Raw genomic sequence first — 18,755 nt, 5'->3', positions numbered from 1 at the left:
GACAATGTCTGCTGACGTACGTGCCGCGCTGGCCGCGACCCGCAACATCGGGATCATGGCCCACATCGACGCGGGCAAGACCACGACCACCGAGCGGATCCTGTTCTACACCGGCGTCAACTACAAGATCGGTGAAGTCCACGACGGCGGCGCCACGATGGACTGGATGGAGCAGGAGCAGGAGCGGGGGATCACCATCACCTCCGCGGCCACCACCTGTACCTGGCGCGACCACACCATCAACATCATCGACACTCCGGGGCACGTCGACTTCACCGTCGAGGTGGAGCGGTCGCTGCGGGTGCTCGACGRTGCGGTCGCCGTCTTCGACGCCGTGGCCGGTGTGGAGCCCCAGAGCGAGACCGTCTGGCGCCAGGCCGACCGTTACAACGTCCCGCGGATCGCGTTCGTCAACAAGATGGACCGGGTCGGCGCGGAGTTCCACCGGTGCGTGGAGATGATGGTCGACCGGCTCGCCGCGACCCCGGCCGTCATCCAGCTGCCGTGGGGCGTCGAGGCCGACTTCAAGGGCATCATCGATCTGATCCGGATGAAGGGCCTGCTCTGGCACACCGAGGACAAGGGCGCCTCCTACGAGACCGTCGACATCCCGCGTGACCACCTGGAGGCCGCGCAGGAGTGGCGGGACAAGCTCATCGAGACCGTCGCCGAGAACGACGACATCCTGATGGAGCTCTACCTCGAGGGTGAGGAGCCGACCGAGGAGCAGCTGCGGGCGGCGCTGCGCCGGGGCACGCTGGCCGGAGCGCTCAACCCGGTGCTGTGCGGGTCGGCGTTCAAGAACAAGGGCGTGCAGCCCATGCTCGACGCCGTCGTCGACTTCCTCCCGAGCCCGCTGGACATCGGCGCCACCGTCGGTCACGCCATCGGCCGTGAGGACACCGAGGTCTCCCGCGAGCCGGACGAGAGCGAGCCGTTCGCCGCGCTCGCCTTCAAGATCATGACGGATCCCTACGTCGGGAAGCTGACCTACATCCGGGTCTACTCCGGCCGGCTCACCTCGGGCTCCCCGGTGCTGAACTCCACCAAGGACCGCAAGGAGCGCATCGGCCGCATCCTCCAGATGCACGCCAACCACCGGGAGGACCGCGAGGGTGTCGGCGCGGGTCAGATCGTCGCGGTCGTCGGTCTGAAGAACACCACGACCGGTGACACGCTGTGCGACCCGAACGCCCCGGTCATCCTGGAGTCGATGACCTTCCCGGCCCCGGTCATCAGCGTCGCGATCGAGCCGAAGACCAAGGCCGACCAGCAGAAGCTGGGCACGGCCATCGGCCGGCTGGCCGAGGAGGACCCGACCTTCCAGGTCCGCACCGACGACGAGACCGGCCAGACGATCATCGCCGGCATGGGCGAGCTGCACCTGGACGTGCTCGTCGACCGGATGYGCCGCGAGTTCGGTGTCGCCGCCAACGTCGGCAAGCCGCAGGTCGCCTACCGGGAGACCATCCGGCGCAAGGTCGAGAAGGTCGACTACACGCACAAGAAGCAGACCGGTGGCTCCGGGCAGTACGCACGCGTGATCATCGATCTCGAGCCCTCCGGCGGCGACGGCGGCGGCTACGAGTTCGAGAACAAGGTCACCGGTGGCCGTATCCCGCGTGAGTACATCCCCTCGGTCGACGCCGGCTGCCAGGAGGCGATGGAGTTCGGCGTGCTCGCCGGCTACCCCCTCGTCGACGTGAAGGTCACCCTGCTCGACGGCCAGTACCACGACGTCGACTCGTCCGAGCTCGCTTTCAAGATCGCCGGCTCGATGGCGTTCAAGGAGGCGGCGCGGCGGGCCGACCCGGTGCTGCTCGAACCGATGATGGCGGTCGAGGTCACCACCCCCGAGGACTACATGGGTGACGTGATCGGCGACCTGAACTCGCGGCGCGGGCAGATCCAGGCCATGGACGAACGGTCCGGCGCGCGCATCGTGAAGGCGATCGTCCCGCTGTCGGAGATGTTCGGCTACGTCGGGGACCTGCGCTCGAAGACCTCGGGGCGGGCGGTCTATTCGATGCAGTTCGACTCCTACGCCGAGGTTCCAGCGGGGGTCGCGAAGGAGATCATCGCGAAGGCGCGCGGAGAGTGACCGGTGGCCGGGCGTGGTGGCCCCGTCCGGGGGCCGCTCGCGGATCCGGCACCACTATTGATCATTAGCAGGCTACAAGTGGCCGGCAGGCGGCGCGATCACTTCTCTCGCGCCGCCGGCGGTCCCAGGACCACCAGCACGGCACGACACCACCCGTCCTTGGAGGGACACCCGTGGCGAAGCAGAAGTTCGAGCGGAACAAGCCGCATGTCAACATCGGGACCATCGGTCACATCGACCACGGCAAGACCACGCTGACCGCGGCCATCACCAAGGTCCTGCACGACGCGCACCCGGACCTGAACCCCTTCACGCCGTTCGACCAGATCGACAAGGCGCCGGAGGAGAAGGCCCGCGGCATCACGATCTCGATCGCCCACGTCGAGTACCAGACCGACAACCGGCACTACGCTCACGTCGACTGCCCCGGCCACGCCGACTACATCAAGAACATGATCACCGGCGCGGCGCAGATGGACGGCGCGATCCTCGTCGTCTCGGCGACCGACGGCCCGATGCCGCAGACCAAGGAGCACGTGCTGYTCGCCCGCCAGGTCGGCGTGCCCTACATCGTCGTGGCGCTGAACAAGGCCGACATGGTCGACGACGAGGAGATCCTCGAGCTCGTCGAGCTGGAGGTCCGGGAGCTGCTGAGCTCGTACGAGTTCCCCGGCGACGACGTGCCGGTGATCCGGGTCTCGGCGCTCAAGGCGCTGGAGGGTGACAAGGAGTGGGGAGCCAAGCTCCTCGAGCTCATGCAGGCCGTCGACGACTCCATCCCGGAGCCGGAGCGCGACATCGACAAGCCCTTCCTGATGCCGATCGAGGACGTCTTCACGATCACCGGTCGTGGCACCGTCGTCACCGGTCGCGTGGAGCGCGGTGTCGTCAAGGTCAACGAAGTGGTCGAGATCGTCGGCATCCGGCCGGAGGTCACCACGACGACCGTCACCGGTGTGGAGATGTTCCGCAAGCTGCTCGACGAGGGGCGCGCCGGTGACAACGTCGGCCTGCTCCTGCGYGGTGTCAAGCGCGAGGACGTCGAGCGCGGCCAGGTCGTCACCAAGCCGAAGTCGATCACCCCGCACACCAACTTCGAGGCGCAGGTCTACATCCTTAGCAAGGATGAGGGTGGCCGCCACACCCCGTTCTTCAACAACTACCGCCCGCAGTTCTACTTCCGTACCACCGACGTGACCGGCGTGGTGACCCTCCCCGAGGGCACCGAGATGGTCATGCCGGGTGACAACACGGAGATGACGGTCGAGCTCATCCAGCCGATCGCCATGGAGGAAGGCCTGCGGTTCGCCATCCGCGAGGGCGGTCGTACCGTCGGTGCCGGTCGCGTCACCAAGATCCTGAAGTAGTCGCTGCGGCGGCGGGCCCGCTATGCCCCATCCAGGGCATATGGCCCGCCGCTTGCGCAGTGTACGCACCTGACAACAAGCGGTACATCCGGCGGCAGCTCCGGCCAAGGAACGGACCCTGCGGGGCCTGCCAGCCGGACGAGACAGACAGGACAGGCGAAGCCCACCATGGCGGCACAGAAGATCCGCATCCGGCTCAAGGCCTACGACCACGAGATCATCGACAGCTCGGCCCGCAAGATCGTCGAGACGGTGACGCGGACTGGTGCGCAGGTCGCGGGACCGGTGCCGCTGCCGACGGAGAAGAACGTCTACTGCGTGATCCGGTCGCCGCACAAGTACAAGGACAGCCGCGAGCACTTCGAGATGCGCACGCACAAGCGGCTGATCGACATTCTTGACCCGACGCCGAAGACGGTCGACTCGCTGATGCGCCTCGACCTTCCCGCCGGTGTCGACATCGAGATCAAGCTTTAAAGGGGCCGGCGCAGTCATGCTCAATCGCAACTACAGGGGGCTCCTGGGCACCAAGCTCGGGATGACCCAGGTATGGGACGCGAACAACCGCGTCATCCCGGTCACGGTGATCAAAGCCGGGCCGAACGTGGTGACGCAGGTCAGGACATCCGACCGGGACGGCTACTCGGCGGTCCAGCTCGGCTACGGCGAGATCGACCCCCGCCGGGTGACCCAGCCGCTGCGCGGCCACTTCGCGCGCGCCGGGGTCCCGCCGCGGCGGCATCTGGTGGAGCTGCGCACCGCGGACGCCACCAACTACCGCCCCGGCCAGGAGCTGACCGGCGAGATCTTCTCCGCGGGCAGCATCGTGGACGTGACCGGCACATCCAAGGGCAAGGGCTTCGCCGGTGTGATGAAGCGGCACGGCTTCAAGGGCCTCGGCGCCGGCCACGGCGTCGAGCGCAAGCACCGCTCGCCCGGATCGGTCGGCGGGTGCGCCACCCCCGGCCGCGTCTTCAAGGGCCTGCGGATGGCCGGGCGGATGGGGCACGAACGGGTCACCACCGCCGGCCTGACCATCCACGCCGTCGACACCGAGCGCGGCTTCCTGCTGGTCAAGGGCGCGGTTCCCGGCCCGGACGGCGGTCTGGTGCTCGTCCGCAGCGCGGCCAAGCGGCCCGCACCGGCGGACTTCGAGCCCATCGCCGAGCCGGCCACGGCATCCGCCACCGGTGACGTCGCGACGTCCAGCGAGGAGGTATCGGCATGAGCGCAGTGACGGCGTCGGCGCGCCGGCGGCCACTGGCCGCCGACGACGAGCGGAGCGCGCCGCCACAGACCCGCACGGTCGTCGTCCACGCCCCCGCCGGTGGCGAGGCCGGCAGCGTCGACCTGCCGGGTGAGATCTTCGACGTGGCCCTGAACGTGCCGCTCATCCACCAGGTGGTGGTGGCGCAGCTCGCCGCGGCCCGGCAGGGGACCCACTCCACCCGCACCCGCGGCGAGGTCCGCGGCGGTGGGCGCAAGCCGTACCGGCAGAAGGGCACCGGCCGGGCCCGGCAGGGCTCGCTGCGCGCCCCGCAGTTCACCGGCGGTGGCGTCGTGCACGGCCCCAAGCCGCGTTCCTACGACCAGCGGACGCCGAAGAAGATGAAGGCCGCCGCGCTGCGCGGGGCCCTGTCCGACCGGGCGCGCAACGACCGGGTGCACATCGTGTCGTCGTTCGTCAGCGGCGACACGCCGTCGACGAAGGCCGCGCTCACCGCGCTGCGGACGATCGCGGACGTCCGACGGGTGCTGGTGGTGGTCGACCACGCCGACGAGCTCACCTGGAAGAGCCTGCGCAACATCCCCAGCGTGCACCTGCTCGACCCCGGCCAGCTCAACACCTACGACGTGCTGGTCAGCGACGACGTGGTGTTCACCCGCGACGCTCTGGCCACGTTCGTGGAGCGGGCGCTGGCGCCGATCTCCCGTGGTGCGCGGACCGCTTCCGACGAGCCGGCGGCACCGGCCGGTGCCGACGAGGACGCGGCAGCCGAGGAGGAGGCCAAGTGAGCGCCGACCCGCGCGACGTGATCATCAAGCCGGTCGTCTCCGAGAAGAGCTACGGCCTGCTGGACGAGAACGTCTACACCTTCATCGTCCATCCGGACGCGAACAAGACCGAGATCAAGCTTGCGGTCCAGCGGATATTCAACGTCCGGGTTCTCAGCGTCAACACCAGCAACCGGGCGGGCAAGCGCAAGCGCACCCGCACCGGCTGGGGGCAGCGCAAGTCCACCAAGCGGGCCATGGTCGCGCTGGCGCCGGGGGACTCCATCGAGATCTTCGGGGGTCCCGGTGCGTGACATGCAGGCCGACGAGTACGCAGCCGTCCGCGGCCAGTGCCCCACCGGGCCTGGCCCGCGGGGACGAGGACACGGTGGGTGACGATGGGGATTCGTAGGTACAAGCCGACGACGCCGGGGCGCCGCGGCGCGAGCGTGTCCGACTTCGTCGAGATCACTCGTGACCACCCGGAGAAGTCGCTGGTCCGCCCGCTGCACTCCAAGGGTGGCCGCAACGTCCACGGGCGCATCACCACCCGGCACCAGGGCGGTGGCCACAAGCGCGCCTACCGCCTGATCGACTTCCGGCGGGACAAGGACGGCGTGCCGRCCAAGGTCGCCCACATCGAGTACGACCCGAACCGCACCGCCCGGATCGCCCTGCTGCACTACGCCGACGGGGAGAAGCGCTACATCCTCGCCCCGGTGAAGCTCCGGCAGGGTGACGTGGTCAGCTCGGGCCCCACCGCCGACATCAAGCCCGGCAACGCCCTCCCACTGCGCAACATCCCCACCGGCACGGTGGTGCACGCCATCGAGCTGCGTCCCGGCGGCGGTGCGAAGATCGCGCGCAGCGCGGGGGCGAGCGTCCAGCTGGTCGCCAAGGACGGTCCCTTCGCCCAGCTGCGGATGCCGTCCGGGGAGATCCGCAACGTCGACGTCCGCTGCCGGGCCACGGTCGGGGAGGTCGGCAACGCCGAGCAGAGCAACATCAACTGGGGCAAGGCCGGCCGGATGCGCTGGAAGGGCCGCCGCCCCACCGTCCGTGGTGTGGCGATGAACCCGGTCGACCACCCGCACGGTGGTGGTGAGGGCAAGACCTCCGGTGGCCGCCACCCGGTGAACCCGAAGGGCCGTCCGGAGGGACGCACCCGCAGGACCCGCAAGGAGAGCGACGCGCTGATCGTCCGTCGTCGGAAGCAGAACAGGCGGCGGTGATCACGATGACGCACACCCGGCGGCACCCAACGCACGACCACCGATTCTGAGCGGGAAGGAGGAGACACACGCCATGCCACGCAGTCTGAAGAAGGGCCCGTTCGTCGACGACCACCTGCTCAAGAAGGTGGACCTRCAGAACGCCAAGGGCACGAAGAACGTCATCAAGACCTGGTCGCGGCGCTCGACGGTGATCCCGGACATGCTCGGTCACACGATCGCCGTGCACGACGGTCGCAAGCATGTCCCGGTGTTCATCACCGAGGGAATGGTCGGCCACAAGCTCGGCGAGTTCGCACCGACGCGGACCTTCCGCGGCCACGTCAAGGAGGACCGGAGGTCACGCCGTGGCTGACGCTCTTGTCGACGGGGTGACCCGCTCCGGGCTGGCGGGCGCCCGCGCGTCGGCCCGTTACGTCCGGGTGTCGCCGACGAAGGCCCGCCGGGTCATCGACCTGGTGCGTGGCCGCTCGGCCAGCGAGGCCCTCGACATCCTCCGGTTCGCCCCGCAGGCGGCCAGCGAGGACGTCTACAAGGTGGTCGCGAGCGCGGTGGCCAACGCCGAGCACAACCACGGCCTCGACCCGGCCACACTCTGGGTCGGCGAGGCCTTTGTCGACGAGGGCCCGACCCTCAAGCGCATCCGTCCGCGGGCCCAGGGCCGTGCCTACCGGATCCGCAAGCGGACCAGCCACATCACGATTGTCGTGGAGAGCCGGCCGCCGGTCGCGGGAACCCGCGGYGCGAAGAGCACAGGGAGGGCCCGGTAGTGGGTCAGAAAGTCAACCCGCACGGGTTCCGGCTGGGTATCACCTCGGAGTTCACCTCCCGCTGGTACGCCGACAAGCAGTACAAGGCGTACGTCGGCGAGGACGTGAAGATCCGGAAGATGATGTCCCGGGGCATGGAGCGCGCGGRTATCAGCCGGGTCGACATCGAGCGCACCCAGGGCCGGCTGCGGGTGGACATCCACACCGCCCGCCCAGGGATCGTCATCGGACGCCGCGGCGCCGAGGCCGACCGCATCCGCGGCGACCTGGAGAAGCTGACCGGCAAGCAGGTCCAGCTCAACATCCTCGAGGTGAAGAACCCCGAGGTGGACGCCCAGCTCGTCGCGCAGGGCGTGGCCGAGCAGCTCTCCAGCCGGGTCAGCTTCCGGCGGGCGATGCGCAAGGCCATGCAGTCGGCGATGAAGGGCGGCGCCAAGGGCATCCGAGTGCAGTGCTCGGGACGCCTCGGCGGTGCCGAGATGAGCCGCTCGGAGTTCTACCGTGAGGGCCGGGTGCCGCTGCACACGCTGCGCGCCAACATCGACTACGGGTTCTACGAGGCCCGGACCACCTTCGGGCGCATCGGCGTGAAGGTCTGGATCTACAAGGGTGACGTCGTGCAGAGCCGGGCGGAGCGGGAGGCTCAGGAGGCGCTGCAGCGGCAGCACCGCCGGGAGCGTCCGCGCCGCGGGCCGCGGTCGGGCTCGTCCGGTACCACCACTGGCGGTACCGACGCCGGCCGGGCGGCGGCCCGTCAGGGTGAGCGCCGTGGCCGTGGTGGCGCTGGCGCGGGTGCGGGTGGCGCGAGCGGCGCGGCTGAGGCCACGCCGGCCCCGGCCCCGGCGGCCCCGGCGAGCTCCGAGGCCGCGGCCTCCACGGCACCGGCCGCGTCTCCGGYCGACACCGCTGGGCCCGCCGCTGGCGCGGCCACCCAGGAGACGGAGGGCTAGAACGATGCTGATTCCCCGTAAGGTCGCACATCGTAAGCAGCATCACCCTAGCCGTGACGGCGCGGCCAAGGGTGGGACCAGACTTGCGTTCGGCGAGTTCGGCATCCAGGCGCTCGAGTCGGCCTACGTGACGAACCGGCAGATCGAGTCGGCGCGTATCGCGATGACCCGCCACATCCGTCGTGGTGGCAAGGTCTGGATCAACATCTACCCGGACCGTCCGCTGACGAAGAAGCCGGCCGAGACCCGGATGGGTTCCGGTAAGGGCTCGCCCGAGTGGTGGGTCTCCAACGTCAAACCCGGGCGCGTGCTGTTCGAGCTGTCCGGTGTCGCCGAGCCGGTGGCTCGGGAGGCGATGCGGCGCGCCATTCACAAGCTGCCGATGAAGTGCCGGTTCGTCACCCGTGAGGGAGGTGCGTGATGGCGACCGCGACCGCGACCGSTGACGAGCTGCGGGCCCTGTCCCGGCAGGATCTGGCGGACAAGCTGCGGGAGGCCAAGGAGGAGCTGTTCAACCTCCGTTTCCAGGCCGCGACCGGCCAGCTCAGCAGCAATCACCGGCTGCGGGTCGTCCGGCGTGACATCGCGCGTATCTACACGGTGCTGCGCGAGCGTGAGCTGGGTCTTTCCGAGGACCCGGGGCTGGTGGAAACCGGCGTGGCGGTCGCGGCTGACCTCGACCAGGCGCAGGCCGAGCAGGCACAGACGGCTACCCAGGCGGAACGGGCGTGAGTGGGATGACAACAGACGACACCCCGACGACGGACGGCGCGGCGACGGACGCGGGGCACGACGCGTCGGCGGCAAAGGTCGACCGTGGCTTCCGCAAGGTCCGCGAGGGCCTGGTGGTCAGCGACAAGATGGCCAAGACAGTGGTCGTCGCCGTCGAGGACCGGGTGCAGCACCCGCTCTACGGTAAGACGATCAGGCGCACCAAGAAGATCAAGGCACACGACGAGAACAGCACCAGCGGCGTCGGCGACCGGGTCCTGCTGATGGAGACCCGGCCGCTGTCGGCGACGAAGCGCTGGCGTGTGGTGGAAATTCTGGAGAAAGCCAAGTAGGTCGACCCGCTGACGGCGACGCGACGATGGCCGGCGCGTCGCCTGGGCAGCGGCAGGCCCGGATAGATGGCCCGACGGCGACGTGACGAGTCCGGCGCGTCGCAGCGGGCCGCACAGTAGGTCCAGCGAGCCGGCCGCCGGCAGGCGGGCGCCGACGCAGTTCGGGAGCGGGAAGTGATCCAGCAGGAGTCGCGACTTCGGGTCGCCGACAACACGGGTGCCAGGGAGTTGCTGTGCATCCGCGTACTCGGTGGTTCGGGGCGTCGTTATGCCGGCATCGGCGACATCATCGTCGGGACCGTGAAGGACGCCCTGCCCGGGGCTGGCGTCAAGCGTGGTGACGTGGTCAAGGCGGTCGTCGTACGCACTACCAAGGAGCGTCGTCGCCCTGACGGCTCCTACATCCGGTTCGACGAGAACGCCGCCGTGCTCATCAAGGACGGCGGGGATCCCCGAGGCACGCGTATCTTCGGGCCGGTTGGTCGCGAGTTGCGTGACAAGAAGTTCATGAAGATCATTTCACTGGCGCCGGAGGTGCTGTGACCGTGGCCGGAATGAAGATCAGAAAAGGCGACACGGTCCAGATCATCACGGGCAAGGACCGGGGTCTGCGGGGGAAGGTCATCAGAGCCTTCCCGGCCGACAACAAGGTGCTCGTCGAGGKAGCCAACCGGGTCACCCGGCACACCCGGGTGAACACCTCGGCCCGCGGTTCGCAGTCCGGGGGGATCATCACCCAGGAGGCGCCCATCCACATCAGCAACGTCATGATCGTGGATCCCTCCGACAACCGTCCCACCCGGATCGGCTACCGCGTCAACGACGACGGTACGAAGGTGCGGATCTCCCGCCGTACCGGCACCGAGCTGTAGCCAGCCATGGCTGGTGTGATCGAAGGGGCCGTCGCCGGCGTCCGGGTGGCCGCCGCTGGCGTTCCTGCCGGCCTGCGTGCCCTCCGGGCACGTGGCGCCTCCCGCGTTCCCGCCGGATCGCGGTGGGGATCGCCGTCCGTTGGGCCGAGGCTGCAAGGAAACGAGAGATGACAACTACCACTGAAGCCCGTCCGCTGCCGCGGCTGAAGCAGCGGTATCGCGAGGAGATCGCGACGGGCCTGCGCGAGCAGTTCCAGTACGCGAACGTGATGCAGATCCCGACCGTGGTCAAGGTCGTGGTCAACATGGGCGTCGGGGACGCCGCCCGGGACGCCAAGCTCATCGACGGCGCGCTGCGGGACCTTGCTTCGATCACCGGCCAGAAGCCGGCCGTCCGGCGGGCGAAGAAGTCCATCGCGCAGTTCAAGCTGCGCGAGGGCATGCCCATCGGTGCGAAGGTGACCCTGCGTGGCGACCGGATGTGGGAGTTCCTGGACCGGCTGGTCTCGATCGCCCTGCCGCGTATCCGTGACTTCCGGGGGCTGTCGCCGAAGCAGTTCGACGGTGCCGGCAACTACACCTTCGGCGTCATCGAGCAGTCGATCTTCCACGAGATCGACATCGACCGGATCGACCGGGTCCGCGGGATGGACATCACGGTTGTCACGAGCGCGACCACCGACGACGAGGGCCGCGCGCTGCTGAGGGCGCTGGGCTTCCCGTTCCGCGAGAGCTAGCCGACGGCCCTGGGTGTAATGCCACCGGCCAAAGGCCATGCGAAGATTTTTTCGCATGGCCGGCGGCCCGGAGGGGCTACTGGCCAAAGGCTGTGCGAAGATTTTTTCGTACAGCCCGCGGCCCTGGAAGAAGTGCCGGCCAAAGGCTGTGCGAAGATTTTTTCGCACAGCCGGCGGCCCTGGAAGAAACAGGTCAGATGGCGAAGAAAGCACTGGTTGAGAAGGCGATCCGCAAGCCGAAGTTCGGCGTGCGGGGCTATACCCGTTGCCAGCGGTGCGGGCGTCCGCGGTCGGTCTACCGCGCATTCGGCCTCTGCCGGGTCTGCCTGCGGCAGATGGCGCACCGCGGCGAGCTTCCCGGAGTCACCAAGAGCTCGTGGTAGGAGCTCCTGGTGACGGCCGCCCGGCACGCCGTGTCGGGGCGACGACGGGTCCGCCGGTCGTCGCGCCCGGCGGATCGCGCCGGCGCTGGCCGCGCGGGCCACGGAAGCTGACGCACACCACCCACCGTTCGCGGTAGGCCCCACGACCCTGTGTCGCGGGGAACCCTCGCGAGGAAGGTTCCAGCCCCATGACGATGACAGACCCGATTGCGGACATGCTGACCCGTGTCCGCAACGCCAACCGGGCATACCACGACCGAGTGGTGATGCCGAGCAGCAAGATCAAGACGCATATCGCCGAGATCCTCCAGCAGGAGGGCTACATCGCCGGGTGGCACGTTGAGGAGCCCCCGGACGGGGCTGTCGGCGCGTCCCTCGTCGTGGAGCTGAAGTACGGCCCGAACCGGGAGCGCTCCATCGCCGGCGTGAAGCGCATCAGCAAGCCGGGCCTGCGGGTCTACGCCAAGGCGACCAACCTTCCCAAGGTGCTCGGTGGGCTCGGTGTGGCGATCATTTCCACGTCGTCGGGCCTGCTGACCGACAAGCAGGCGAACAAGCGCAGAGTGGGCGGGGAAGTCCTCGCCTACGTCTGGTAAGGAGTCGCGCGATGTCACGTATCGGACGTCTACCGATTCCGGTGCCAAGCGGTGTGGATGTCTCCGTCGACGGCGCGGATGTCGTGATCAAGGGCCCGAAGGGCACGCTCAGCCACTCGGTGGCGGAGCCGATCACCGTCAGTGCGCAGGACGGGCAGTTGCTCGTCGCCCGTCCGGACGACGAGCGCCGCTCGCGTGCCCTGCACGGGCTGACCCGCACCCTGGTGGCGAACATGGTGACCGGCGTCACCGCCGGATACTCCAAGACGCTTGAGATCGTCGGTGTCGGCTACCGCGTGCAGGCTCGGGGCTCGGATCTGGAGTTCGCGCTGGGTTTCAGTCACCCGGTCGCGGTGAAGGCCCCCGAGGGCATCAGGTTCGAGGTACAGACGCCGACCCGTTTCGTTATTCACGGGATCGACAAGCAGCAGGTCGGCGAGGTGGCAGCCAAGATCCGGCGGTTGCGCAAGCCCGACCCGTACAAGGGCAAGGGCGTGCGGTACCAGGGCGAGGTCGTCCGCCGCAAGGTCGGCAAGTCCGGGAAGTAGAGGAACGGATCATGGCTGTCAGTGTCAGCGCCCAGCGGCGTACGGCGAAGTTCCGCCGGCACGCGCGGATACGCAAGAAGGTCTCGGGCACGCCTACCCGCCCGCGCCTCGTGGTCACCCGCTCGACCCGTCACATCTACGCCCAGGTCATCGACGACGTCGCCGGCCACACCCTGGCTTCGGCGTCCACGCTGGACGTGGMGCTGCGTACCGTGGATGGCGACAAGACCGAGCTGGCGAAGGCTGTCGGCCAACTGGTCGCCGAGCGCGCTCGCAAGGCCGGCGTCACCGCGGTGGTCTTCGACCGCGGCGGGCGGACCTACCACGGGCGGATCGCCGCCCTGGCGGACGCCGCCCGGGAAAGCGGGCTGGAGTTCTGATGCCTCGGGCCTGCATGCGCGGACATTCAACGAACAGGGAGATTCACTGATGCCAGGCCAGCAGCGCCGCGGAGGCGGCTCCGGCGGCTCTGACCGTCGGGAACGCCGCGACCGCCAGGGCGGCGGTCCGGCCCAGGACAAGAACGCATACGTCGAACGAGTGGTCGCCATCAACCGGGTGGCGAAGGTCGTCAAGGGTGGTAGGCGGTTCAGCTTCACCGCTCTGGTCGTGGTCGGGGACGCCGACGGCACCGTCGGCGTCGGCTACGGCAAGGCCAAGGAGGTGCCGGCCGCCATCGCCAAGGGCGTGGAGGAGGCCAAGAAGCACTTCTTCAAGGTGCCGCGGATCGGCTCGACGATCCCGCACCCGATCCAGGGCGAGGCCGCCGCGGGGATCGTGTTGCTCAAGCCGGCTTCCCCCGGTACCGGTGTCATCGCCGGCGGCCCGGTCCGCGCGGTGCTGGAGTGCGCGGGCGTCCACGACGTGCTGTCGAAGTCGCTCGGCTCGTCGAACCCCATCAACATCGTGCACGCCACTGTCGCGGCGCTGCGGGGCCTGATGCGCCCCGAGGAGATCGCCGCCCGGCGTGGCCTGCCCATCGAGGACGTGGCGCCGCCGGCGATGCTGCGCGCCCGCACGGTCGGGGCCGGTGCCTGATGGCCCGCCTGAAGATCACGCAGATTCGTTCGGAGATCGGGGGGACCCGCAACCAGCGTGAGACGCTGCGGACCCTCGGCCTGCGCCGGATCAACGCGACGACCGAACGGGACGACCGGCCGGAAGTGCGCGGGATGATCGATACTGTGAGTCATCTCGTCAGGGTCGAGGAGGTGGACGCATGAGCGAGCTGACCAAGGCAACCGAGCCGGAGACCGCCGATGCCCGGCGGGAGTCCGGTCTGAAGATCCACCACCTGCGGCCCGCGCCGGGTGCCCACAAGGCAAAGACCCGGGTCGGCCGTGGTGAGGCCTCCAAGGGCAAGACCGCCGGTCGCGGCACCAAGGGCTCCAAGGCCCGCAAGCAGGTCCCGGCCCGTTTCGAGGGCGGCCAGATGCCGCTGCACATGCGGGTGCCCAAGCTCAAGGGGTTCCGCAACCGCTTCCGCACCGAGTACCAGGTCGTCAACGTCGCGACGCTCGCCGAGCTGTTCCCCGACGGGGGCGAGATCGGCGTGGACGATCTTGTCCGGGCCGGTGCCGTCCGTCGCAACAGCCTGGTCAAGGTGCTCGGTGACGGGGAGATCGGGATCGCACTGAGTGTGCGCGCCCACGCTTTCTCCGCGTCCGCCAAAGAAAAGATCACCGCTGTCGGCGGCAGCGTCACCGAGATCTAGGGTCACCTGGATCCAGGGTCACCGAGATCTAGGCCACATCCGGTGGGTGCTGGTCGGCGTGGGCACCGCCCGCGCGATCGGAGATCCACCGGATACGACCTGGTCCACCGGGGCCTCGGAGGCACTGGACGACTGCCCTCCGGCGTCCCGGTGTTCCGGCTGGCCATGGTCGCCGGGGGCTGGCGAGAGCCGTCGCGTCGTCTGGGTCCGCTGGCTTCGGGCGGCGCGCTGCCGTTACCCTTACCCCAAACGCCTCGAACGCCGAGGTTGATGCCTGATGTCGCCGGYTACCGGAGGTGGAAGACAGTTCCACACCCTTCCGCTTCCGCGGCTACCGGGCAGGATGGACCTGCCGCAGGCCCATGTCGGGACGAGTGGACCGTCTCTACTGTTACAGTCGGCACACCGCGCACCGCCGGTCCTATCTTCGGTCGGGGCAGTCGTCCACCGCGTGCGTTTGCCGTGACGATCAGCAGGAGGAGTCGTGCTCACCGCCTTCACACGGGCTTTCCGCACGCCTGACCTGCGCAAGAAGCTGTTTTTCACCCTCGGGATCATCATCCTGTTCCGGTTCGGCAGCGTACTGCCTTCCCCCGGGGTGTCGACCAGGGCGATCAACTCCTGCCTGTCCTCGGCGAGCGCCGACAGCAGCAACGTCTACTCGCTGATCAACCTGTTCAGCGGTGGCGCTCTGCTGCAACTGTCCATCTTCGCCCTCGGGATCATGCCGTACATCACGGCGAGCATCATCATTCAGTTGCTGGTCGTAGTGATCCCCAGGCTTGAGCAGCTCAAGAAGGAAGGCAGTTCGGGTGAGCAGAAACTCACCCAGTACACCCGTTATCTGACGATCGCGCTGGCCGTCCTACAGGCAACCGGCATCGTCGCCCTCGCCCGCAGCGGCAACCTGTTCCCCGGCTGCGCCGCGCCGATCATTCCGGACACCAGCCTGTTCCGGATCTCGGTCATCGTGGTCACGATGACCGCCGGCACCGCGCTGATCATGTGGCTGGGTGAGCTGATCACCGCCCGCGGGGTGGGCAACGGGATGTCTCTTCTGATCTTCACGTCGATCGCGGCGGCGCTGCCCTCCCAGGGCAGCCGGATCCTCCAGGTGGCCGGTGGCGTGGTCTTCGCCCTCGTCTGTCTGCTGGGGCTGGTGATCGTCGTGTTCGTCGTGTTCGTCGAGCAGTCGCAGCGCCGCATCCCGGTGCAGTACGCCAAGCGCCTCATCGGGCGTCGGATGTACGGCGGCACCTCGACCTACCTGCCCATCAAGGTCAACCAGGCCGGCATCATCCCGGTGATCTTCGCATCCGCGCTGCTGCAGCTGCCGCAACTGCTCGGGCAGGTCTGGAACAACCAGACCTTCCAGGACTTCGAGCAGCGCTATCTGGCTCGTGGYGACCACCCGTTGTATCTCGTCAGCTATGCCGCACTGATCATTTTCTTCACTTACTTCTACGTGGCCATCACTTTCAACCCGACCGAGGTGGCGGACAACATGAAGAAGTACGGCGGTTTCATCCCCGGCATCCGGCCAGGACGACCCACCGCGGAGTACCTCGATCGCGTGTTGTCCAGGATCACGCTCCCGGGCTCGCTCTTCCTCGGTGCCATCACGGTCCTTCCGCTGGCCCTGTTGAACCTCACCAAACAGCAGCCCTTCCCGTTCGCCGGGACATCAGTACTGATCATTGTCGGAGTGGGGCTGGAGACGGTGAAACAGATCGAAAGCCAGCTCATGCTCCGCAATTACGAAGGCTTCCTGCGGTAGTGCGCCTCGTACTGGTCGGACCGCCGGGCGCCGGCAAGGGCACCCAGGCCGCCTTCGTCGCCCAGGCACGGTCGATTCCCAAGATTTCCACGGGCGACATCTTTCGGGCGAACGTCCGGGAGGGCACCGAGCTGGGGGTGCTCGCCAAGCAGTACATGGACGCTGGCGACCTCGTCCCCGACGAGATCACGATCGGYATGGTCCGCAACAGGCTGGCCGAGGACGACGCGGCCAAGGGGTTCCTGCTCGACGGTTTCCCCCGCAACGTGCCCCAGGCCGAGGTGCTGGGGCAGCTGCTCGAGGAGATGGGGACACGCCTGGACGTCGTCCTGGAACTTGTCGTCGACGACGACGAGGTGGTGCGGCGCCTGTCCGGGCGGCGGACGTGTCGTAACTGTGGTCACATCTGGCACATCGACTTCGACCCACCCGCGGTGGAAGGTGTCTGCGACCGCTGCAACGGCGAGCTGTTCCAGCGGGACGACGACCGTTCCGAGACGGTACGCCACCGGCTGGAGGTCTACGCCGAGYAGACCGCGCCGCTGGTCGCCTACTACGCGGCAAAGGGTCTGCTGATCGGTATCGACGCGACCGGCCCGGTGGACAACGTCACCGACCGCGCTCTCGACGCCCTGCGCCACTACACGAGCTGATGCCCGCCGACGCCTGTGTCGGCCCGCTGTCGCCGGCCCGCCCGGCCGGCTTGGTGCCACCCGCCCCGGTGTGAGCCTGGCCGCGCTGTGACCAGCACTGTGGAGCCGGCATGTGGAGCCGGCATCGCGGGGCGTTAGGGGTGGCTGGCTGTGGTGCTACCGACAACGCGGCAGGCACACTAGGGCGGGGTGGGGTACCGATGGCAAGCTCACGGACACGCCACCAGGTGGCTCCGATAGCGTGTCCTCACTGTTCGCGCCACCGGAGGCGTACGGGACGGCCGCCATCACAGGCGGACGGAACCACAGAGTTACGAGCGGTACCACAGGGTTACTAGGGATACGGACCGGGGCGACGAGCGTGGCGCGACGAGAACATGTCCAGATCAAGACCGCGGGCGAGATCGCGAAGATGCGGGTGGCGGGACTCGTCGTCGCGCGCGCCCTGGAAAAGCTGCGAGCGGCGGTCGAGCCGGGGATCACCACCGGTGATCTTGACGCGATCGCGGAGAAGTCGATCCGCGGCGACGGCGGAACTCCCTCCTTCAAGGGGTATGGCCGGCCGCCCTTTCCCGCGTCGATCTGCGCGTCCATCAACGACGAGGTCGTCCACGGGATACCGCGCCGCAGGCGGGCGCTGCGCGAGGGGGACATCATCTCCATCGACTGCGGCGCGATCGTGGACGGCTGGCACGGAGACTCCGCGATCACGGTGCCGGTCGGGACGGTACCCCAGCAGTTCCTCGACCTGATCGAGGTGTGCGAGCAGTCGCTGTGGCAGGGCCTGGCGGCCGCGCAGCTCGGCGGCAAGCTGACCGACATCTCGGCGGCGGTCGAGCACCACGTCCGCCCCCGGGGATACGGCATCGTGGACCACTACGGCGGCCACGGCATCGGGACCGAGATGCACCAGCCGCCGCACGTGCTCAACCACGGGCGGCCGGGCCGGGGGATCCGCCTGGTCGAGGGAATCGCGCTGGCGATCGAGCCCATGATCACGATAGGGCGGCCGGACACCCGAGTGCTCGGCGACGAGTGGACCGTCGCCACCACGGACGGCTCCTGGGCCGCGCACACCGAGCACACGGTCGCGGTGACCCCACGCGGCCCCTGGGTGCTGACAGCCCTCGACGGTGGCGCGGCGAAGTTCGCCGAACTGGGAGTCGCCTGCGGCCAGCCGGTCGAAACGCCCGCGTCCTGACRCCATCTCCTGTTATTCATCCTCCCGTTACTCATCATGATCTATCGCTGACACGCTCGCTGTCATTCGGCCACCGTCGGTCCGGTAGCCGGTCGCTGCTGGTAGCGGGCCGGCCCGGCAGCCCGCGGTTGCCGGCGGGGGTCGGGCTGCCAACGGCAGTGAGGGAGCCAGATTGGCCCTTGACGGGTGGGCCACGTACACTTGAAAGCCGACGGTTAGCGGGGCATTGATGTTCGTCTGTGTCCACCGTCGGACACCCGAAGGTAGGACAGCGGAGGACATGCCGAAGAAGGACGGGGCCATCGAGATCGAGGGCCGAGTTGTGGAGCCACTCCCGAACGCGATGTTCCGGGTCGAGCTCCAGAACGGTCATCGAGTACTCGCCCACATCAGTGGCAAGATGCGTCAGCACTACATCCGGATCCTTCCAGAGGACCGGGTCGTCGTGGAGCTGTCGCCCTACGACCTGTCCCGTGGCCGGATCGTCTACCGCTACAAGTAAGCTCTCTGGCGACCGACGGCGTGCTCTGCTTCTCGGGCGCCGTCGGTAGCCTGGTGACACCCCAGACATTCGCAGGCGCACCTCAGCGGCTGCGCAAGGGAGGTTCGTGCAGCCGTGAAGGTCAAGCCGAGCGTCAAGAAGATATGTGACAAGTGCAAGGTGATCCGTCGCCATGGCCGCGTGATGGTCATCTGTGACAACCTGCGCCACAAGCAGCGCCAGGGCTGACAGCCCCGTCGGGTGACCCCAGGCCGGTGTCCGCGGTCACCGGTCACCTGCACTGGGCGACGCCC

The 18,755-nt window shown here is 68.4% G+C and carries 28 protein-coding genes; all 28 read left to right on the top strand.

The genetic code is table 11. The features are described 5' to 3' along the window. Positions 1-4: 4 nt before the first annotated feature. The 28 genes from fusA (at position 5) to rpmJ (ending at position 18,690) form a co-directional block, all read left to right on the top strand. Positions 5-2,101: an elongation factor G gene (fusA, locus tag BL254_RS08815; RefSeq protein WP_076843033.1), complete on the top strand. Its 2,097-nt coding sequence runs from the start codon at positions 5-7 to the stop codon at positions 2,099-2,101. Between the two features lie 173 nt (positions 2,102-2,274). Further along, positions 2,275-3,468 carry an elongation factor Tu gene (gene tuf / locus BL254_RS08810; RefSeq protein WP_076843032.1) on the top strand — a complete coding sequence of 398 codons (1,194 nt, stop codon included), beginning with the start codon at positions 2,275-2,277 and terminating at the stop codon, positions 3,466-3,468. 168 nt (positions 3,469-3,636) lie between these two features. Continuing rightward, on the top strand, positions 3,637-3,945 hold the full coding sequence (gene rpsJ / locus BL254_RS08805; protein WP_013875113.1) for a 30S ribosomal protein S10: 309 nt from the start codon (positions 3,637-3,639) through the stop codon (positions 3,943-3,945). 16 nt (positions 3,946-3,961) lie between these two features. Further along, a complete protein-coding gene (gene rplC, locus BL254_RS08800) occupies positions 3,962-4,696 on the top strand; it encodes a 50S ribosomal protein L3 (RefSeq protein ID WP_047221567.1) in 735 nt (244 codons plus the stop codon). Next, a complete protein-coding gene (gene rplD, locus BL254_RS08795; protein WP_076843031.1) occupies positions 4,693-5,484 on the top strand; it encodes a 50S ribosomal protein L4 in 792 nt (263 codons plus the stop codon). Before rplC ends, rplD begins: the two co-directional genes overlap by 4 nt. After that, entirely contained in the window at positions 5,481-5,777 is a 297-nt protein-coding gene (gene rplW / locus BL254_RS08790) for a 50S ribosomal protein L23 (protein WP_013875110.1), read from the top strand. Before rplD ends, rplW begins: the two co-directional genes overlap by 4 nt. Positions 5,778-5,861: 84 nt before the next feature. Beyond that, complete coding sequence (gene rplB / locus BL254_RS08785; protein WP_076843030.1) at positions 5,862-6,695, top strand: 50S ribosomal protein L2; 834 nt, start codon at positions 5,862-5,864, stop codon at positions 6,693-6,695. 73 nt (positions 6,696-6,768) lie between these two features. Next, positions 6,769-7,050, top strand: a complete 282-nt coding sequence (gene rpsS / locus BL254_RS08780) for a 30S ribosomal protein S19 (RefSeq protein ID WP_013875108.1) — start codon at positions 6,769-6,771, stop codon at positions 7,048-7,050. Beyond that, a complete protein-coding gene (gene rplV / locus BL254_RS08775) occupies positions 7,043-7,465 on the top strand; it encodes a 50S ribosomal protein L22 (RefSeq protein ID WP_047221569.1) in 423 nt (140 codons plus the stop codon). The genes rpsS and rplV overlap by 8 nt, the downstream gene beginning before the upstream one ends. Further along, positions 7,465-8,415 carry a 30S ribosomal protein S3 gene (gene rpsC, locus BL254_RS08770; protein ID WP_076843029.1) on the top strand — a complete coding sequence of 317 codons (951 nt, stop codon included), beginning with the start codon at positions 7,465-7,467 and terminating at the stop codon, positions 8,413-8,415. Before rplV ends, rpsC begins: the two co-directional genes overlap by 1 nt. Before the next feature lie 4 nt (positions 8,416-8,419). Continuing rightward, the gene (gene rplP / locus BL254_RS08765; protein ID WP_047221571.1) at positions 8,420-8,836 is read left to right on the top strand and encodes a 50S ribosomal protein L16; all 417 of its coding nucleotides are present in this window, start codon (positions 8,420-8,422) and stop codon (positions 8,834-8,836) included. Beyond that, positions 8,836-9,147, top strand: coding sequence for a 50S ribosomal protein L29 (gene rpmC, locus BL254_RS08760; protein WP_076843028.1), 312 nt, complete (start codon positions 8,836-8,838; stop codon positions 9,145-9,147). Before rplP ends, rpmC begins: the two co-directional genes overlap by 1 nt. A 5-nt stretch (positions 9,148-9,152) precedes the next feature. Further along, on the top strand, positions 9,153-9,479 hold the full coding sequence (gene rpsQ / locus BL254_RS28960) for a 30S ribosomal protein S17 (protein ID WP_043604042.1): 327 nt from the start codon (positions 9,153-9,155) through the stop codon (positions 9,477-9,479). 174 nt (positions 9,480-9,653) lie between these two features. Further along, entirely contained in the window at positions 9,654-10,022 is a 369-nt protein-coding gene (rplN, locus tag BL254_RS08750) for a 50S ribosomal protein L14 (RefSeq protein WP_013875102.1), read from the top strand. A gap of 11 nt (positions 10,023-10,033) precedes the next feature. Next, the gene (gene rplX / locus BL254_RS08745) at positions 10,034-10,351 is read left to right on the top strand and encodes a 50S ribosomal protein L24 (protein ID WP_076843063.1); all 318 of its coding nucleotides are present in this window, start codon (positions 10,034-10,036) and stop codon (positions 10,349-10,351) included. Positions 10,352-10,518: 167 nt separating this feature from the next. Then, positions 10,519-11,088, top strand: coding sequence for a 50S ribosomal protein L5 (gene rplE, locus BL254_RS08740; RefSeq protein WP_047221573.1), 570 nt, complete (start codon positions 10,519-10,521; stop codon positions 11,086-11,088). Between the two features lie 197 nt (positions 11,089-11,285). Further along, positions 11,286-11,471, top strand: a complete 186-nt coding sequence (locus BL254_RS08735) for a type Z 30S ribosomal protein S14 (RefSeq protein ID WP_013875099.1) — start codon at positions 11,286-11,288, stop codon at positions 11,469-11,471. A 188-nt stretch (positions 11,472-11,659) separates the two neighbouring features. Then, on the top strand, positions 11,660-12,067 hold the full coding sequence (gene rpsH, locus BL254_RS08730; protein WP_013875098.1) for a 30S ribosomal protein S8: 408 nt from the start codon (positions 11,660-11,662) through the stop codon (positions 12,065-12,067). Between the two features lie 11 nt (positions 12,068-12,078). Then, positions 12,079-12,615, top strand: coding sequence for a 50S ribosomal protein L6 (rplF, locus tag BL254_RS08725; protein ID WP_047221574.1), 537 nt, complete (start codon positions 12,079-12,081; stop codon positions 12,613-12,615). Between the two features lie 11 nt (positions 12,616-12,626). Continuing rightward, entirely contained in the window at positions 12,627-12,995 is a 369-nt protein-coding gene (rplR, locus tag BL254_RS08720; protein WP_076843027.1) for a 50S ribosomal protein L18, read from the top strand. A 49-nt stretch (positions 12,996-13,044) separates the two neighbouring features. Continuing rightward, the gene (gene rpsE / locus BL254_RS08715; protein ID WP_013875095.1) at positions 13,045-13,653 is read left to right on the top strand and encodes a 30S ribosomal protein S5; all 609 of its coding nucleotides are present in this window, start codon (positions 13,045-13,047) and stop codon (positions 13,651-13,653) included. After that, positions 13,653-13,838: a 50S ribosomal protein L30 gene (rpmD, locus tag BL254_RS08710; RefSeq protein WP_047221576.1), complete on the top strand. Its 186-nt coding sequence runs from the start codon at positions 13,653-13,655 to the stop codon at positions 13,836-13,838. The genes rpsE and rpmD overlap by 1 nt, the downstream gene beginning before the upstream one ends. Next, positions 13,835-14,329 carry a 50S ribosomal protein L15 gene (gene rplO, locus BL254_RS08705; RefSeq protein ID WP_047221577.1) on the top strand — a complete coding sequence of 165 codons (495 nt, stop codon included), beginning with the start codon at positions 13,835-13,837 and terminating at the stop codon, positions 14,327-14,329. Before rpmD ends, rplO begins: the two co-directional genes overlap by 4 nt. A gap of 484 nt (positions 14,330-14,813) precedes the next feature. Then, on the top strand, positions 14,814-16,106 hold the full coding sequence (gene secY, locus BL254_RS08700; RefSeq protein ID WP_047221578.1) for a preprotein translocase subunit SecY: 1,293 nt from the start codon (positions 14,814-14,816) through the stop codon (positions 16,104-16,106). After that, on the top strand, positions 16,106-16,759 hold the full coding sequence (locus BL254_RS08695) for an adenylate kinase (RefSeq protein WP_076843026.1): 654 nt from the start codon (positions 16,106-16,108) through the stop codon (positions 16,757-16,759). Before secY ends, BL254_RS08695 begins: the two co-directional genes overlap by 1 nt. A gap of 361 nt (positions 16,760-17,120) precedes the next feature. Continuing rightward, positions 17,121-17,960, top strand: a complete 840-nt coding sequence (gene map / locus BL254_RS08690) for a type I methionyl aminopeptidase (RefSeq protein ID WP_076843025.1) — start codon at positions 17,121-17,123, stop codon at positions 17,958-17,960. A gap of 280 nt (positions 17,961-18,240) precedes the next feature. Further along, positions 18,241-18,462: a translation initiation factor IF-1 gene (infA, locus tag BL254_RS08685; RefSeq protein ID WP_006541558.1), complete on the top strand. Its 222-nt coding sequence runs from the start codon at positions 18,241-18,243 to the stop codon at positions 18,460-18,462. A 114-nt stretch (positions 18,463-18,576) separates the two neighbouring features. After that, positions 18,577-18,690, top strand: a complete 114-nt coding sequence (gene rpmJ, locus BL254_RS08680) for a 50S ribosomal protein L36 (RefSeq protein ID WP_003956441.1) — start codon at positions 18,577-18,579, stop codon at positions 18,688-18,690. The last annotated feature ends 65 nt before the right edge of the window (positions 18,691-18,755 follow it).

The sequence above is a fragment of the Protofrankia sp. BMG5.30 genome (genome assembly GCF_001983005.1).
In the GTDB taxonomy this organism is placed as follows: Bacteria; Actinomycetota; Actinomycetes; order Frankiales; family Frankiaceae; genus Protofrankia; species Protofrankia coriariae.
The sequence above is the reverse complement of the archived record's forward strand: the minus strand, read 5'-3'. Positions and strand labels throughout refer to the sequence as shown.